Source organism: Staphylococcus xylosus (genome assembly GCF_002732165.1).
Classification (GTDB): domain Bacteria; phylum Bacillota; class Bacilli; order Staphylococcales; family Staphylococcaceae; genus Staphylococcus; species Staphylococcus xylosus.
On sequence record NZ_MRZO01000006.1, the window covers coordinates 20,540 to 37,071 of the forward strand.

Annotated in this window: 10 protein-coding genes and 1 pseudogene; 9 read left to right on the forward strand and 2 right to left on the reverse strand. The window is 32.2% G+C overall.

What is annotated here, in order from left to right; genetic code table 11:
• The 7 genes from lepB (BTM19_RS09745) (at window position 1) to BTM19_RS09775 (ending at window position 11,490) form a co-directional block, all read left to right on the forward strand.
• Entirely contained in the window at window positions 1–519 is a 519-nt protein-coding gene (lepB, locus tag BTM19_RS09745; protein WP_029379171.1) for a signal peptidase I, read from the forward strand.
• 18 nt (window positions 520–537) lie between these two features.
• Window positions 538–1,131: a signal peptidase I gene (gene lepB / locus BTM19_RS09750; RefSeq protein WP_029379170.1), complete on the forward strand. Its 594-nt coding sequence runs from the start codon at window positions 538–540 to the stop codon at window positions 1,129–1,131.
• Between the two features lie 326 nt (window positions 1,132–1,457).
• Window positions 1,458–4,925, forward strand: coding sequence for a helicase-exonuclease AddAB subunit AddB (gene addB, locus BTM19_RS09755; protein ID WP_038678224.1), 3,468 nt, complete (start codon window positions 1,458–1,460; stop codon window positions 4,923–4,925).
• Window positions 4,922–8,578 (forward strand): helicase-exonuclease AddAB subunit AddA, encoded by a 3,657-nt coding sequence (gene addA, locus BTM19_RS09760; RefSeq protein ID WP_099265847.1) that lies wholly within the window; start codon window positions 4,922–4,924, stop codon window positions 8,576–8,578. Before addB ends, addA begins: the two co-directional genes overlap by 4 nt.
• A 25-nt stretch (window positions 8,579–8,603) precedes the next feature.
• Complete coding sequence (locus BTM19_RS09765; protein ID WP_099265848.1) at window positions 8,604–9,740, forward strand: DUF418 domain-containing protein; 1,137 nt, start codon at window positions 8,604–8,606, stop codon at window positions 9,738–9,740.
• 224 nt (window positions 9,741–9,964) lie between these two features.
• A complete protein-coding gene (locus tag BTM19_RS09770; protein ID WP_029379166.1) occupies window positions 9,965–10,870 on the forward strand; it encodes a fumarylacetoacetate hydrolase family protein in 906 nt (301 codons plus the stop codon).
• 230 nt (window positions 10,871–11,100) lie between these two features.
• A complete protein-coding gene (locus tag BTM19_RS09775; RefSeq protein WP_029379165.1) occupies window positions 11,101–11,490 on the forward strand; it encodes a YisL family protein in 390 nt (129 codons plus the stop codon).
• Between the two features lie 73 nt (window positions 11,491–11,563).
• On the opposite strand, the pseudogene BTM19_RS09780 reads toward BTM19_RS09775, so the two are convergent.
• Window positions 11,564–12,884 (reverse strand): annotated as a pseudogene (locus tag BTM19_RS09780) (CoA-disulfide reductase).
• Between the two features lie 32 nt (window positions 12,885–12,916).
• Window positions 12,917–13,759, reverse strand: coding sequence for a Cof-type HAD-IIB family hydrolase (locus tag BTM19_RS09785; protein ID WP_029379163.1), 843 nt, complete (start codon window positions 13,757–13,759; stop codon window positions 12,917–12,919).
• Between the two features lie 113 nt (window positions 13,760–13,872).
• Here BTM19_RS09785 and BTM19_RS09790 point away from each other — a divergent pair, with 113 nt between their 5' ends.
• The gene (locus tag BTM19_RS09790) at window positions 13,873–14,181 is read left to right on the forward strand and encodes a metal-sulfur cluster assembly factor (RefSeq protein ID WP_017722322.1); all 309 of its coding nucleotides are present in this window, start codon (window positions 13,873–13,875) and stop codon (window positions 14,179–14,181) included.
• A 222-nt stretch (window positions 14,182–14,403) separates the two neighbouring features.
• A complete protein-coding gene (locus BTM19_RS09795; protein WP_029379162.1) occupies window positions 14,404–16,233 on the forward strand; it encodes an acyltransferase family protein in 1,830 nt (609 codons plus the stop codon).
• The last annotated feature ends 299 nt before the right edge of the window (window positions 16,234–16,532 follow it).

Below are 16,532 nucleotides of genomic sequence, written 5' to 3' on the forward strand. Positions count from 1 at the left end.
TTGCGAAAATTATTAAAACATTTGATTTCCATAATATTTGCGCTTATTATTGTACTATTGATTCAGGCATTTGTGCTTACAGGATCAGTTATAAAAGATGATAAAATGGCCCCAAATCTAAAACAAGGTGATCGTGTTATTGTTAATAAAATAAAAACGACATTTAATTTTTTAGATAATAATGATATTATTATGTATCGTAATGGAAAAGAAATCCAATTTAGTAGAATTATTGGAAAACCTGGACAATCTATTTCATTTAAAGACGGCTCATTGTACAGAGATGATAGAGAAGTGAATGAACCATATACAAATAACAGCATCAATAACTTGTCACTTAGAAACATCAAAGGTTCTGAAAGTGATATTATTCCGCCGAATGCTTATTTTGTACTTAATGATAATCGTGATAATAAAAACGATTCTAGAACATTGGGTTTCGTGCATGAGAAAGATATCATTGGCAACACAAGTTTAAGGTATTATCCGTTTGAAAAATTTACAGTGACTTTTAATTAAATAAACGAGGTGAAGGAATTGAGAAAAGAAATCGTAGAATGGATTGTGTCCATCGTTGTAGCAATAGCTTTAGTATTGCTAATTGTTAACTTCGTGGGGAAATCATATACAGTTAAAGGTGACTCTATGGATCCTACATTAAAAGACGGAGAACGCGTTATTGTCAATTTAATTGGACAAAGATTTGGAAATGTTGAAAAAGGCAATGTGATTGTCTTCCATGCAACTAAGGATAATGATTATGTCAAACGTGTTATCGGTACAGCTGGGGATAACATTGAATATAAAGAAGATAAGTTATTTGTTAATGGTAAAAAAGTAGATGAACCATACTTAGATTATAATGAAAAACATAAAGATTATAATTATATAACTGGTAGTTTTACAACGAAAGAAATGAACGAACAATCTGAAGGTACAGATAATGTAAAAGATAAAAATAAAATTCCAGAAGGTAAATTACTTGTACTTGGAGATAATCGTGAAGTAAGTAAAGATAGTCGTTCGTTCGGTTTAATTGACGAAGACCAAGTTGTTGGTAAAGTGTCATTTAGTTTTTGGCCGTTAAGCGAAATGAAATTTGGATTTAATCCAGACACAAAATATGAATAATAAAGCAATGAGCGTAGGGCAATGAAATTTTATTAATCAAATAAGATTTCATTGCCTTACTTTATTAATAACGTAAAATATCTAAAATTAGAACAACGTTTATTGATTAACAAGAATATTCATAATGCAGTTACTTTTGTAAAGAGTATAGAAAGAGGATCGAGATAACTATTTGTGTCTCGGGCCTCTTTTTATTATAAACTACAAACACATCATTAAATTTATAGTAAAGTCATATTTTAATTTGTTCGACATTCAAGGTGTAAGAATAGTTATACACAACCATATATATGTTAAAATGTGAGTCAAAGGAGTTGGCGTAAACCATGGAATTAAATGCATATATCGGCAGAGCAGGCACAGGTAAATCGAAAACAATAATTGAAGAAATTAAAACAGCAATGCGAGAAGATCCATTAGGCGATCCTATTGTCTTAATTGCGCCTACACAAAATACTTTTCAGCTTGAACAATCATTCGTAAGCGATGAATCATTAAATGGTAGTTTGAGAACAGAAGTTTTACACTTTGAACGATTAAGTTATCGTGTGTTCCAGGAAGTTGGTGGTTTGATAGAACAACACTTATCTAAAGCAGGCACTGAAATGATGATTTATGACATCATACAACAACATCAATCAGAATTGAAACTATATCGTTCTCAAGTTAAGTATTATGGATTCAGTGAAAAGCTCTATGAACAAATACAAGATTTTAAAAAATATGCAGTAACGCCTCAACAATTAAGTGATTATATTTCAGAAAATGACTTACAAACAAGAACAAAGCATAAATTACAAGATATTGCCTTAGTTTATAAACATTTAGAAGATAGAATTGACGGCACATATGTATCCACTGAAGATAGTTTACAAAGATTCATTACGATGATGGATCAATCTGAATGGTTAAAACGAGCGGAAATTTATATTGATGGCTTTCATAACTTCTCGACATTAGAATATCAAATTATCCGTAGTTTGGTTAAATACGCTAAAAAAGTTACGGTCGTATTAACAACTGATGGTGATAAAGATATGTTTAGTTTATTTAGAAAACCTTCGGAATCACTGACACACATAGAAGAAATTGCGAACGATCTCAATATACAATTACATACGAAGCGTTTTGACGAAGTATATCGCTTTGATAATGCTGACCTAGCCAACCTAGAACGTAATTTTAATGCATTACAATTTGAGCCTACAGTTGCAAATGGCGATATAGCGATTTTAGAAGCGAGTGGGATGAGAGAAGAAATAAATGAAGTTGCTCGCCGTATTTTAAGAGAAACACGTGAGAAAGGTTATAGATTTCAAGATATAGCAATTTTATATAGAGATGAAGCTTATGCCTATCTCATGGAATCAATCTTGCCACAATTCGGCATACCGTATAACATCGATGTGAAGCCGTCAATGACACATCATCCTATAATGGAAATGATAAGATCACTGATTGAAGTAATACAGACCAATTGGAATTTTGATCCGCTTATGCGACTCTTTAAAACAGATATTCTATCGAAGAAATTTAAAGATAGTAATTACTTGATAGATATATTAGAAAATTTCGTTCTAGAACGTGGTATTTATGGCAAACGCTGGTTGGATGAAAAATATTTTGATATTGAGCAATTTAGAAAAATGGGGCTAAAACGTCAACCATTATCAGATGAAGAACGCGAGACCTTTGAGCGTGTTATTCAAATGAAAACAGATGTTATCAATAAAGTGATGTTATTTGAAGAAAGTATGAACCGTGCAACTACAGCTATTGAATTTGCCACTGCTTTCTACGAATCGATGGAAGCATTCGACTTACCAAGCCAATTAATGACTGAACGTGATACGTTAGATTTTAACGGTCAACATAGAGCTGCTGAGGAAATTGACCAGATATGGCATGGCTTTATTCAAACGTTGGACGACTTAGTTACGGTATTTGGTGAGCAAACAATGTCTAAATCGCGTTTTCTTGAATTGTTTGATATTGGCTTAGAACAATTAGAATTTGTTATGATTCCTCAAACGCTTGATCAGGTAAGTATTGGTACTATGGATTTAGCAAAAGTAGATAACAAACAACATGTATATCTAGTAGGAGCGAATGATGGTGTTATACCACAAACCGTTTCATCTTCAAGTTTAATTACAGACGACGAGAAGAAATATTTCCAAGAACAATCCTCTATAGAATTAAGTCCTACAGCGGATATATTGCAAATGGATGAAGCATTTGTATGTTATATCGCAATGACGCGTAGTTGTAAACAGGTTACGTTTTCATATTCGCTTATGGGTTCTAGTGGAGATCAAAAAGAACCGAGTCCATTTTTAAACCAAATTCAACAATTATTTACTAATCTAGAAATTCAAAATATAAATCATCAGCATCAAGCACAACCACTTACTTTAATGGAACATCCACATCAAACTAAAATTGCTTTATTTGAATCGTTAAAAGCTTGGTTAGATGATGAAATTGTTGCAGAAACTTGGTTAGATACATATCAAGTGATGCGAGACGATGAAAGCTTAAATGATGGTTTAGACTACTTATTAACTGCTTTAACTTATGATAATGAAACGGTTCAATTAAACGAATCATTATCTAAAGAATTGTATGGTTCTACGATTAACGCAAGTGTTTCTAGATTTGAAGGCTATCAAGCTTGTCCATTTAAACACTTTGCATCACATGGTTTACGTTTAAATGAACGTACAAAATACAAGTTAGAAAACTTTGATTTAGGAGATATCTTCCATCAAGTGTTGAAATTTATCTCAGAAAAAGTAAATGGTGATTTTAAGAATTTAGACCCCAAAAAAATTCATAAGCTAACAGTTGAAGCATTAAGTGAAATATTGCCTGAAGTCCAATTCAACTTATTAAATTCAACAGCTTATTACCGTTATTTATCTCAACGTATTGGTGCAATTGTAGAAACGACTTTAACGGCATTAAAATATCAAGGTAATTATACTAAATTTACACCACAACGATTTGAAGCTGGTTTTAGAAGAAAACCAAGAGATAATAGTGAATTATTAGCTGAACCGTTACATACAAAACAAGGTATACCTATAAATATACGTGGACAAATTGATAGGATAGATACGTATAAAAATGGGGAAGAGAGTTTTGTAAATATTATTGACTATAAGTCATCTAAATATAGTGGTACGTTGGATTTAACAAAAGTTTATTATGGTATGCAAATGCAAATGATGACATATATGGATATCGTACTTCAAAATAAATCACGTCTAGGATTAACAGAACTAACTAAGCCTGGTGGGCTATTATACTTTCATGTACATGAACCGCGCATTAAACTAGCATGGAATCAATTGTCGGAAGAAAAAAGAGACTCTGAATTTATCCAGTCATTCAAATTGAGCGGCTTACTAAATAGTGATAAATCAGTATTAGATGCTTTTGATACTAGACTGGAGCCAAGTTATAATTCTGATATTGTGCCTTTAGGAATGAAAAAGGATGGCGGTATTAAGAGTAATAGTAAGGTTGCAGACGAGGACACCATTTACAAATTAATTCATCATAATAAACAAAACTTTATTGAAACGGCATCAAATATCATGGATGGACATACAGAAGTGGCACCAATGAAATACAATCAGACTTTACCGTGTGATTTTTGTAGCTATAAATCAGTCTGTCATGTAGACGGTATGATAGATAGTAAACGCTATCGTACAGTTGACGAATCTATTGATCCATTAGAAGCAGTGCAAAATGTAGTTTTAGAAAGTGAGGACGATGGAGAATGAGTCAAATACCAGTGAAACCTGAGAATACGAGATGGACAGATAACCAATGGAAGAGTATTTATGCAAAAGGTCAGGATATACTTGTTGCGGCTGCCGCAGGTTCTGGTAAAACTGCCGTATTGGTAGAGCGCATTATACAACGTATTATTAAAGATGAAATTGATGTGGATAAACTGCTTGTTGTTACATTTACGAATGCAAGTGCGAGAGAAATGAAACACCGTGTAGACCAAAGGATTCAAGAAGCCTCAAATGAGGACCCAAACAATACACATTTAAAGAATCAGCGTGTGAAGATACATCAAGCACAAATTTCTACGTTACATAGTTTTTGTTTAAAATTAATTCAACACCACTATGATGTACTAGATATTGATCCTAACTTTAGAACAAGTAGCGAAGCTGAAAATATACTGCTACTTGAACAGACAATAGATGAAGTGTTAGAAAAACATTACGACCAACTTGATCCTAATTTTATTGATCTAACTGAACAATTATCTTCAGATCGTAATGATAATCAACTGCGTAACACTGTTAAAGAAATGTTTTATTTTAGTGTGGCAAATCCAAATCCAACAGCTTGGTTGAATCAGCTATCAGCACCATATGATGATGTTACAAAGCAAGCAGATTTATTAAAATTATTAAATGATTTAGCTATGATTTTTATGAATTCTGCATTAGAAGCGTTGAATAAAAGTTATGATTTATTCATGATGCTTGAAGAAGTAGATAAGCAAGTTGAAGTGTTAGAAAAAGAGCGTCGTTTTATTGCTCAAGCAATGGAAGGTGGTACGTTAAACACACAAGTTATTGCAGAACACCAGTTTGAAGCACGTTTTCCAGCTAAGAATAAAAAAATAAAAGAAGCCAATGAAATGATGTTAGATGCATACGATGATGGAAAAAAACACTACGATCAATACAAAGCATTGGTGACTAAGGTACAAGAAGATTATTTTTCACGTAATGCTGAAGATTTAAAAATAGATATGCAGCGCTTAGCGCCTAGAGTAGCATATTTAGCACAAATAACAGGGGATGTAATTGAGCTATTTAATCAGAAGAAGCGTAGTAGAAACCTACTCGATTTTTCAGATTATGAACATTTTGCATTGCGCGTATTGATGAACGAAGATGGTACACCATCAGATATTGCTGATATGTATCGTGAACAGTTCAAAGAAATACTTGTCGATGAATACCAAGATACCAACCGTGTACAAGAGCAAATTATTGCATGTATTAAACGGGGTAACGAGACAGATGGAAATTTATTTATGGTAGGTGACGTTAAACAATCTATTTATAAATTTAGGCAAGCAGATCCTAGTTTATTTATAGGGAAGTATAATCGTTTTACATTAGATGGTTCAGAGAATGGTATGCGTATTGATTTATCGCAAAATTTCCGTTCTAGAAAAGAAGTTTTGACTACAACGAACTATTTATTTAAGCATATGATGGATGAAGCGGTTGGAGAAATCGTCTATGACGATGCTGCCCAACTTTATTATGGTGCTACTTTCGATAATGAGCCACATAATGTCCAGTTGAACATGTTAGTTGAAGATGCTTCTTCGGACTTAAATGGTTCAGAACAAGAAGCAGAATATATTGTTCAACAAGTGGAAAAGATTATGTCAGAACATGAGATTTATGATATGACAACTGAGCAGTATCGTAAACCAAGTTATAAAGATATTGTCATTTTAGAACGTTCTTATGGCCAGGCACGCAAGATACAACAAGCGTTTAAAGATCATAACATTCCCTTTCATGTAAATAGTAAAGAGGGATACTTTGAACAGACTGAAGTTCAACTCATATTATCTTTCTTAAGAACAGTAGATAATCCTTTACAAGATATTTATTTAGTTGGGCTTATGCGTTCTGTAATTTATCAATTTACTGAGGATGAGTTATCAAATATCAGAGTATTTAGTCCAAATGATGATTATTTTTATCAATCGATACAGCACTATATAGCCAACAACGCTGCTAATAAAAAATTAGTCGTTAAACTCGAATCATTCTTGAAAGATATTGAAATGTATCAACACTATAGCCAAAGTCATCCTGTCTATCAATTAATTGATAAGTTTTATAATGATCATTATGTTATTCAATATTTTAGTGGCATCATTGGTGGTAAAGGTAGACGTGCAAATTTATACGGACTGTTCAATAAAGCAGTAGAATTTGAAAATTCTAGTTTCCGTGGATTATATCAATTTATTCGTTTTATAGATGAATTGATCGAGCGAGGTAAAGATTTTGGTGAAGAAAATATTGTCGGACCAAATGATGACGTTGTGCGAATGATGACCATTCATAGTAGTAAAGGGTTAGAATTCCCATTCGTCATTTATTCTGGATTATCAAGACGTTTTAGAAGAGATGATTTACACAGACCAGTAATCTTAAATCAAAGCTATGGTTTGGGTATGACCTATTATGATGTTGATAGTCGCTTGTCTTATCCATCGTTATCCTCCGTTACGTATAAAGCGATAGCCGAAAAAGAAATGGTATCAGAAGAAATGAGGTTAATCTACGTTGCATTGACACGTGCTAAAGAACAATTGTTTTTAATAGGGCGCGTAAAAGACGAAAAAGAATTAACGCAATTTGAACAGGTTTCAGTGTCGCAGACGCATTTACCCGTGAGTTATCGTTTAACCGCGCAACGACCAATTGATATGATTTATCCAATATTGGCTAAATATCAATCTACATCGCTGCCAAAAGAATTACGGTTTGAAGCAACAATCAATGACATTGATGACTCAATGAAGCCTTTTGTACAGTTGAAAACAGACTTCTATGAAGATATAGCATCAGAAATCGTTATAGCTGAAAGTGAACAACGTACGTTAGTGGATATACAGTCTGCTCAGACTAATAATGATGAGCTTAAGGCGCAGATTCATAAACAATTAAGTTTTAAATACCCACATCAAGTAGCGATTGAAAAGCCATCAAAACAATCCGTATCAGAACTGAAACGACAACTTGAAACAGAACAAGCTGACACTAACTACGATAGAGTTAGACAATACCGAATTGGCTCAGCTTCATATGATAGACCAGGATTTTTAAGCCATACTACGAAACGAAAAGCAAATGAAATTGGTACGCTTATGCATACGGTAATGCAACATTTACCGTTTAAAAAAGAAGGGCTGTCTCGTAGTGATGTGGATGTACTTATCAATCAGTTAATAGACAAGCATATTATTGACGAAGATGCTAAAAACGATGTTCGACTTGAAGATATTTATCAGTTTATTGAAAGTGAATTATATTCAACGATTGCTATGAGTGAACGTATATATCGTGAGTTACCCTTTGTCGTCAATCAAGCTAAAGTAGATCGTATTGAAAATATGGAAGAAGATGCTTCTATTATACAAGGTATGATTGACCTTATATTTGAGAAGGATGGCCAATATTACTTTGTAGATTATAAGACAGATGCCTTTAATAGACGTCGTAATATGTCAGACGAAGCAATAGGTGCACAGCTAAGAGAACGCTATAAGGTTCAAATGGAATACTATCGAAACACTTTAGAAACTATACTGAAAACAAATGTTAAAGGCTATTTATATTTCTTTAAATTTGGACAACTTTCTATTGATGAATAAAACTAGACTATAAGGGGTGCTTGTTGTGTCATCGCAGCAAAGGTTATATGAAATAGATGCATTACGTGGATTAAGTTTGCTAGGTATTATTTTAATGAATATATTAGTTTTTAGTTTTCCGTATGAGGAGAGCGTATTGTCTGATGTTGTGCACGGGTTCGATGCTACTTTATTACATGGAATTACTTTATTAATTATTGGTTCATTTTACCCAATTTTTACGTTTTTATTTGGTTATGGCTTGAGCATTATGTACGACAATTGTCAGATGAAAGGTATTAACTATTACCCAATAATACTTAGAAGATTAATTTTTCTTATGATTATGGGTGTGTTACATGGATTTTTTGTGTTTTCAGGAGATATCTTATTTGGCTATGCATATACAGGGTTAATAGCGGTGTTGTTTATTAAATCTAAAGCCAAGCGTTTAATAAAAGCAGCAATTATCTTGTTTATCCTAAAAATTTTATTGCTAGTTATACCATTTGTAGTATTTTCTTTATTAAATGATCCATATACCCAGCATAATTTTAGTGGTGTATCCTTAGCTAAATTGATAGAAATTAAACAACAAGGACTTTATACTGAATTTCTGAAAATAAACGCACTAGAAAATTTATATAATGTGCTAGATGTTGTGACAGGATCTGCCTATTTGGAATTTTTACCGTACATTCTCTTAGGTATAGCTGCACAAAAACTAAAACTAGTTAAGAAAATTCAATTACGAAAACAAAGTGCAATTAAATGGGGAATAATATGCCTTATTACAGGTTATATAGTTAAAATACCTTTTGCACTTGATTTCTCAAATAGTGCGTACCAAAATATCAATATTGTTGGGGGCCCAATTGTTGCTGCTGGCTATATATTAATTTTTATTGCTATGTACCAAAGTGCACATCTTGCAAAGGTGCTCAAAGTATTTACATATCCAGGTAAATTAAGTCTATCTGTATATTTAACCCAGAGCATTGTCTTATCAATTGTATTTTTAGGTATAGGGGGAGGTTTATATAACCAATTGTCACTATACCAATCTTATACCATTGCATTACTTGTTTATGGCCTACAACTTGCAGGCTGTTACTTCTATTTAAAATATTTTAAAATGGGACCATTTGAATGGATATGGCGAAAGGTCACTTACCTTAAATAAATTAGATTACTGTTCTACTCTCACTTGTTAATTTTAAAAATTGTTTTCTAATATTTAAAAGGAAAAATAATAAGTTGAAGCTGTAATCAAATTTTACATGCAACAAATAAATGCGTTTTCATTGAGTTCAGGAGAATTTTTGTAAGCGCTAGTTATTTATTTGTTATTTATGGGTAAATATAGTTATAATATGTAATAAGATATAGATGAGGAGCTGATATTGAATGAAATTCCTATCATTCAGACATGAAGGACAGACATCTTATGGTGTGAAAGTTAAACGTGAAGAGGCTGCATGGGACTTGAAAAAAGTTTTTGCAGATTTTGCTGAAGGCGAATTCCACCCGAAAACATTATTAAACGGACTTCAACAAAACCAAGTTGTCGATTTTCAAGAACAAGTTCGTAAAGCTGTTGTTGCAGCAGAAGATAGTGGCAAAGGTGACGATTATAAAGTACTATTTAGTGAAATAGAGTTTTTACCGCCAGTTACGCCAACAAATAATGTGATCGCCTTTGGACGTAATTATCAGGATCATGCTAGTGAGCTAAATCACGAAGTTCAACGATTATATGTGTTTACAAAAGCTGCTTCGTCATTAACTGGTGATAATAGCACGATACCTAACCATAAAGATATTACTGAACAGTTAGATTACGAAGGTGAACTTGGTATTGTAATCGGTAAATCTGGTGAAAAAATTCCTAAAGGTTTAGCACTAGATTACGTATATGGTTATACTATTATTAATGATATTACAGACCGTAAAGCTCAGAATGAACAAGACCAAGCATTCTTATCTAAAAGTTTAACTGGTGGTTGCCCGATAGGTCCTTATATTGTTACAAAAGATGAATTACCTACACCAGAAGATGTGAACATTGTTACGAAAGTAAACAATGAAATCCGTCAAGATGGTAATACAGGTCAAATGATTCTTAAAATAGATGAATTGATAGAAGAAATTTCTAAATTTGTGGCACTACATCCAGGGGATATTATTGCGACTGGTACACCAGCAGGCGTTGGTGCAGGTATGAATCCACCTAAATTTTTACAACCAGGTGATGAGGTTAAAGTTACTATCGATAATATTGGTACATTAACTAATTTTATTGCTGATAAATAAAAATATTAAGATAATATAAAGTGCGGGTATATGTATCAAAAATTAAATTTTGATTTGTATCCCGCTCTTTTTACTTACTCTTTAGTAGAGTTATATAGAATTCTTTTTGAAAAATTAAGTGATTTTAAGTATGATAAGGTAAGTAATCTTTTGATTTTATAATTAAAAGACTACAATATACTTCTGTTTTATATACTTTTGAAGTGAAAAATGTGTGGGGGTTATATTATATGTTACATATGCATATAGCAAGTTGGGTATTATTAATTATTTTATTTTTTGCAGCTTACTTTAACTTTTCTGAAAAACAAGGTGCTTCACCTTATTTTAAACCAATTCATATGGTTTTAAGATTATTTATGTTACTTGTGTTAATTTCAGGTTTTTGGGTATGGATTCAATCATTCTCATCTGATAACGCAGGTGGACATATGTTACTGACATTGAAAATGATTTGCGGTGTAGCAGTCGTTGCATTGATGGAAGTGACAATTACTAAACGTAAAAAAGGCCAACCAAGTCATAGTTTGTTATGGACTACTGTTGTAGTTATCATCCTGACTATCATTATTGGTATTATTTTACCGATGGGGCCAATTACACAAATGTTTGGTTTATAAGTTATATAAAAGAGGCTATGACTTCATTGTCATAGCCTCTTATTGTTTTCGTGTTAGTAAAATAAAGTTGATTTTATTTATTTCGAGCTTTATAGCCTATCATATTAATGATATCTTTAGGTCTGCTATAAGGTGGTGCATAAGCAACTTCAAATTCTGTCAGTTCATCAATTGTTAACTTGCATCATTGCCATCGATAAGACATCGATACGTTTGTCTACACCTTTTTCTCCAACTGCAGCAGCACGAATAATACGTCTGTTAGCTTTGTCAAAATAAACGCGTAAGTGTAATTTTTTATTTCCAGGGTAATATCCCGCATGTTCCCCTTGATTAACTTCGACTATTCCATAATCAAAATGTTCTAATTCTTGTGGCGATAAACCTACACTAGCAAAGGTATAATCGAAGAATTTTACGATGTTTGAACCTAAAAATCCTTTAAATTTCACACTAGGATTACCTGCCAATTGTTCAGCAATGACACTTGCGCCACGATGTGCTCCCCATGCAAGAGGCACGTGTGCATTTAAATCAACGTGTCTGTAACGTGATGTTATGATATCACCAAGCGCATATATATTTGATATATTAGTCTGAAATTGGTCATTAACAGGGATATAACCTTTGTCGTCTAAAGTAATATTCGATGATTTGATAAACTCTGAATTTGGTTTTACGCCTACACCTTCGACAATTAAATCAAATGTTTCTACTTTACCAGAGGAGAAATATACTTCGTTACCATCTACTTTTGTTATTTCTTCATTAAAGCGATATGGGATATGACGTTTATCCATTTCATCAATAATCGCTTGGTTCATGTCTTGATCCATCAATTTATTAATGTGCGTTGAGCGATGGATTAGGGTAGGCGTGATACCCCGTTCATAAAGGTTGTCTAGAATTTCTAAGCCTATATAACCCGTACCTACAACAAGCGCTTTATTTACATTTTGTTGTTCAATAAAAGTCTCAATTGCATCTGTATCTTCCATATTTCTTAATGTAAATGCTATAGGACTATTTAAGTTTAACGAATTTGCACTACAGCCAGGACTTAATATTAAAGTATCATAGTGTTCTTCAAACGAAGTATTATTTACGCGATTGTAAACTGTAATCGTTTGTGAATCATCATTGATAGATGTCACTTCGTGATACGTTTTTACAATTATATTTTTGGAATCATAAAAAGCTTCTGGCGTTGCTTCAAGAACTTTATCGCGTGAATCTACGACATTGCCTAAATAGTAAGGTAACGCACAGTTAGCGAAACTCATGTCACGATCTTTTTCGAAAACAACAATTTCGCTTTCTTGATCTAATCTTCTTATTTGACTAGATACAGTTGCACCTCCAGCAACTGCACCAACGACTACAATTTTAGTCATAATATAAGGCCTCCTTAAATTAAAATCCTAAATTAAATTTGAGATTTTATAGTTTCTTCATAAGGCATATTTAATTGGAAATAATCATTTAAATAGCGTCCAATACCATCATCATTATTAGAATATGTAACTTGATTTGCAACATGTTTAAGTTCGTCCAAGCCATTGTCCATGGCAATACCATATTTAGCATATTTAATCATTTCTAAATCATTATCTTCATCACCGAACGCGATAATATGATTTCTGTCGATATCCAAATGAGTCTTTACGTAATCTATACCACGTGCTTTGCTAATCCCTTGTTTAACAATTTCGATGACTGGAAATGGTGATCCCCATCTACGGTGTTCTATATTTTCTGCGTAAAAGCGTGTTAACATTTGTTTAACCCTAGGAATCATGAATTCTTCTGCTTCAACTAAAATGGATGTAGGGGATTCAGTTAATGAAGTTAGTAAATCTCCAGTTTCTACTTTTGGATTACCCATTGAAAAGCCATCGAATAATCTTTGATCATAGTTATTAATAAATACGTAGTCTTTGACTTCTGCAATAATATTAGATACACCATAATCATTCAAACTTTTTATAATATTTTTAGATAGGTCTAAATCTAATACATCATGTTTTATTTCAAATTGATCATCTTTAGGATGATGTACGAATGCACCATTAAAATTCACAACCGGCGTGTCCATATTTAGTTCATGGTAATAAATTTGGCTAGCTCTATATGGTCTACCAGTAGCAATCATTAATTTATGCCCTTGATTTTGTAATTTAGTTAATACTTGTTTTGTATAAGGTGTGATTTCTTTTTCATCATTTAAAAGTGTTCCGTCTAAATCTAGACAAATTAAATAAGGTTCCATTGAATTCTCCTTAATGTTTAATAATTGACGTATGAATATCATAGCATTTTATTGGCGTTTTGTAAGATATTTGATATATTGTTAGTATGATTAATTACGAAGAGGTGAAATGTATGGATGAAGGATTAAAAGATAGCATATTAAATGCTTTGGAAATGGTTATTGACCCTGAGTTAGGTATTGATATTGTAAACTTAGGTTTAATATATAATGTAGATGTAGATGACGAAGGTTTATGTACTGTAGAGATGACATTAACATCTATGGGATGTCCAATGGGCCCTCAAATAGTAAACCAAGTTAAAATGGTATTAGCAGAAATTCCAGAGATTTCAGATACAGAAGTGAATATTGTTTGGAGTCCACCATGGGGCAAAGAAATGATGTCTCGTTACGCTAAAATTGCTTTAGGTATTGGCTAAACAAATTAAATAGCAACTATAAAATAGTCTGATGTACTTAATTGTACATTGGGCTATTTTTTATCTGGAAATTTAGGGGGTGTAGTATTTAAAAATATATTTTTTCTGTAGTGCAATTCATTAAAATAATTGCAGTTATATTACAGAAGTATTACAATGATTGGGTGAATGATAAGGAGTAATATGAAATAATTTATTTTGGGGATGAAAGAATGAATAGAAATGAACAATAATTTAAATAAGAATAAGCAGTTAAAGTATAGCACGCGCTATATGCCAGGCATAGATGGATTGCGAGCAATTGCGGTGATCGGTATTATAATCTATCACTTAAACAAACAATGGTTAACTGGTGGCTTTTTAGGTGTAGATACATTCTTTGTGATCTCTGGATATTTGATTACTAGCTTATTACTTTTTGAATATGAGTCCACGGGTATTATTAATTTAAAACAATTTTGGTTAAGGCGTATTAGAAGATTAATTCCAGCCATGTTAGTCCTCGTGATAGTAGTAACGGTAGCAACGTTAATATTTAAACCTGGTGAAATTGTAAATATTAAACAAGATGTGTTTGCAGCTGTTTTTTATGTTTCGAATTGGTGGTATATAGCAACAGATGTTAATTATTTTGAACAGTTTGCTTTTATGCCATTAAAACATTTATGGTCACTTGCAATTGAAGAGCAATTCTATATTATTTTTCCTATCGTATTTATTTTATTACTGCTCACAATAAAGAAATATCGAAATGTAACTTTAGTGTTTTGGATAATCTCTTTGATTTCTTTATTAGCAATGATTATTATAAGCCAATATCAAACAGGACATTCACGCGTTTATTTTGGCACTGATACACGGTTACAGACCATGTTATTAGGTGTGATTTTTGCATTTGTTTGGCCTCCGTTTAAATTAAAGAGAAATCCAAACTATATATTGAGAACTATCATTGATAGCATAGGCGTTGTTGCCATCGCACTATTGTTAATGCTGTTCTTTAAAGTGAATGATAATAGTAATTGGATATATCATGGTGGTTTTTATTTAATTTCTTTACTGACGTTATTTGTAATTATTAGCGCAGTACATCCATCTGGTTATTTTGCTAAAATATTAGGTAACCCGTTATTTATATACATAGGGGAACGTTCTTATAGTTTATATTTATGGCATTTCCCTGTAATTAGCTTTATACATTCATATTATGTAGATGGTCAATTACCTGCTTATGTTTATGTTATTGATATTATTTTAACTATTGTGTTGGCAGAAATATCTTATCGTTATATAGAGACGCCGTTTAGAAAACAAGGCATAAGAGCATTTAGTATCTCACGTGGAAATAAACAGGCAGTAATTAGATCAATCGTGTTAATTTTATTTTTATTGCCTGCAATATTTGTCTTTGTAGGCAGCTTTGACAAACTAGGGAAAAATGATATAAATCACAAAGCAACATCGTACAATACGAATGAAATAGATAAATATTTGGTCAGACCAATTCCAGTTGATGATGTTAACTTTTTAGGAGGTTCTGACTCTAAAAAAGATAAGGATAATGAAGTGTATACAGATTTAAAACCATTGCTAATTGGAGATTCTGTAATGGTTGATATTGGGGAAAGTTTTAAAATGAAAGTGCCACATGCTAATATTGATGGCCAAGTTGGTAGGAATTTATATGAAGCGGCACCATTAGTTGATCAAAAATATCAAAACTATAATCAAAAGTCAGACCAAGTTATCTTAGAGTTGGGAACAAATGGAGATTTTTCTGAAGAACAATTAAATGAATTAATTAAAAAATTCGGTGATGCTCAAGTATATTTAGTGAATACTCGAGTACCTAGAAGTTATGAAAGTCACGTTAATGAGTTGATGTCGGACGTTGCCAAAGAACATGATAATGTTACTTTAATTGATTGGTACAAAAGATCTGAAGGTCATTCAGAATATTTTGCACCTGATGGTATACATTTAGAAAATGCGGGTATCAAAGCAATGATAGATGAAATATTAAAACATATTACTCCTAAAAAAGATAAATAGAGTTTGCATGACTATACAAAAGAGAATGACAGTAGGGTTGGTTGAATCTATTATAAAGAATTATTATTTGAAGTTAGTAAGTAATAACTTCTCATTTCAATTTTAAAGCTAGTTTACTAGCATAGCTTGGCGAGAATATCTATTCATTTTTAAAAATGGAATAGTGTGTTCTCGCTTTTTTAAGTTTTAATTATTCATTAAATTAAAACTTATTAAAATACTACTAAAACGTTAAGTACTTTATTAATAATAAAATAGTTAATGATATAATTTTGTAAAAATTATGGAGGTAAAGGGGT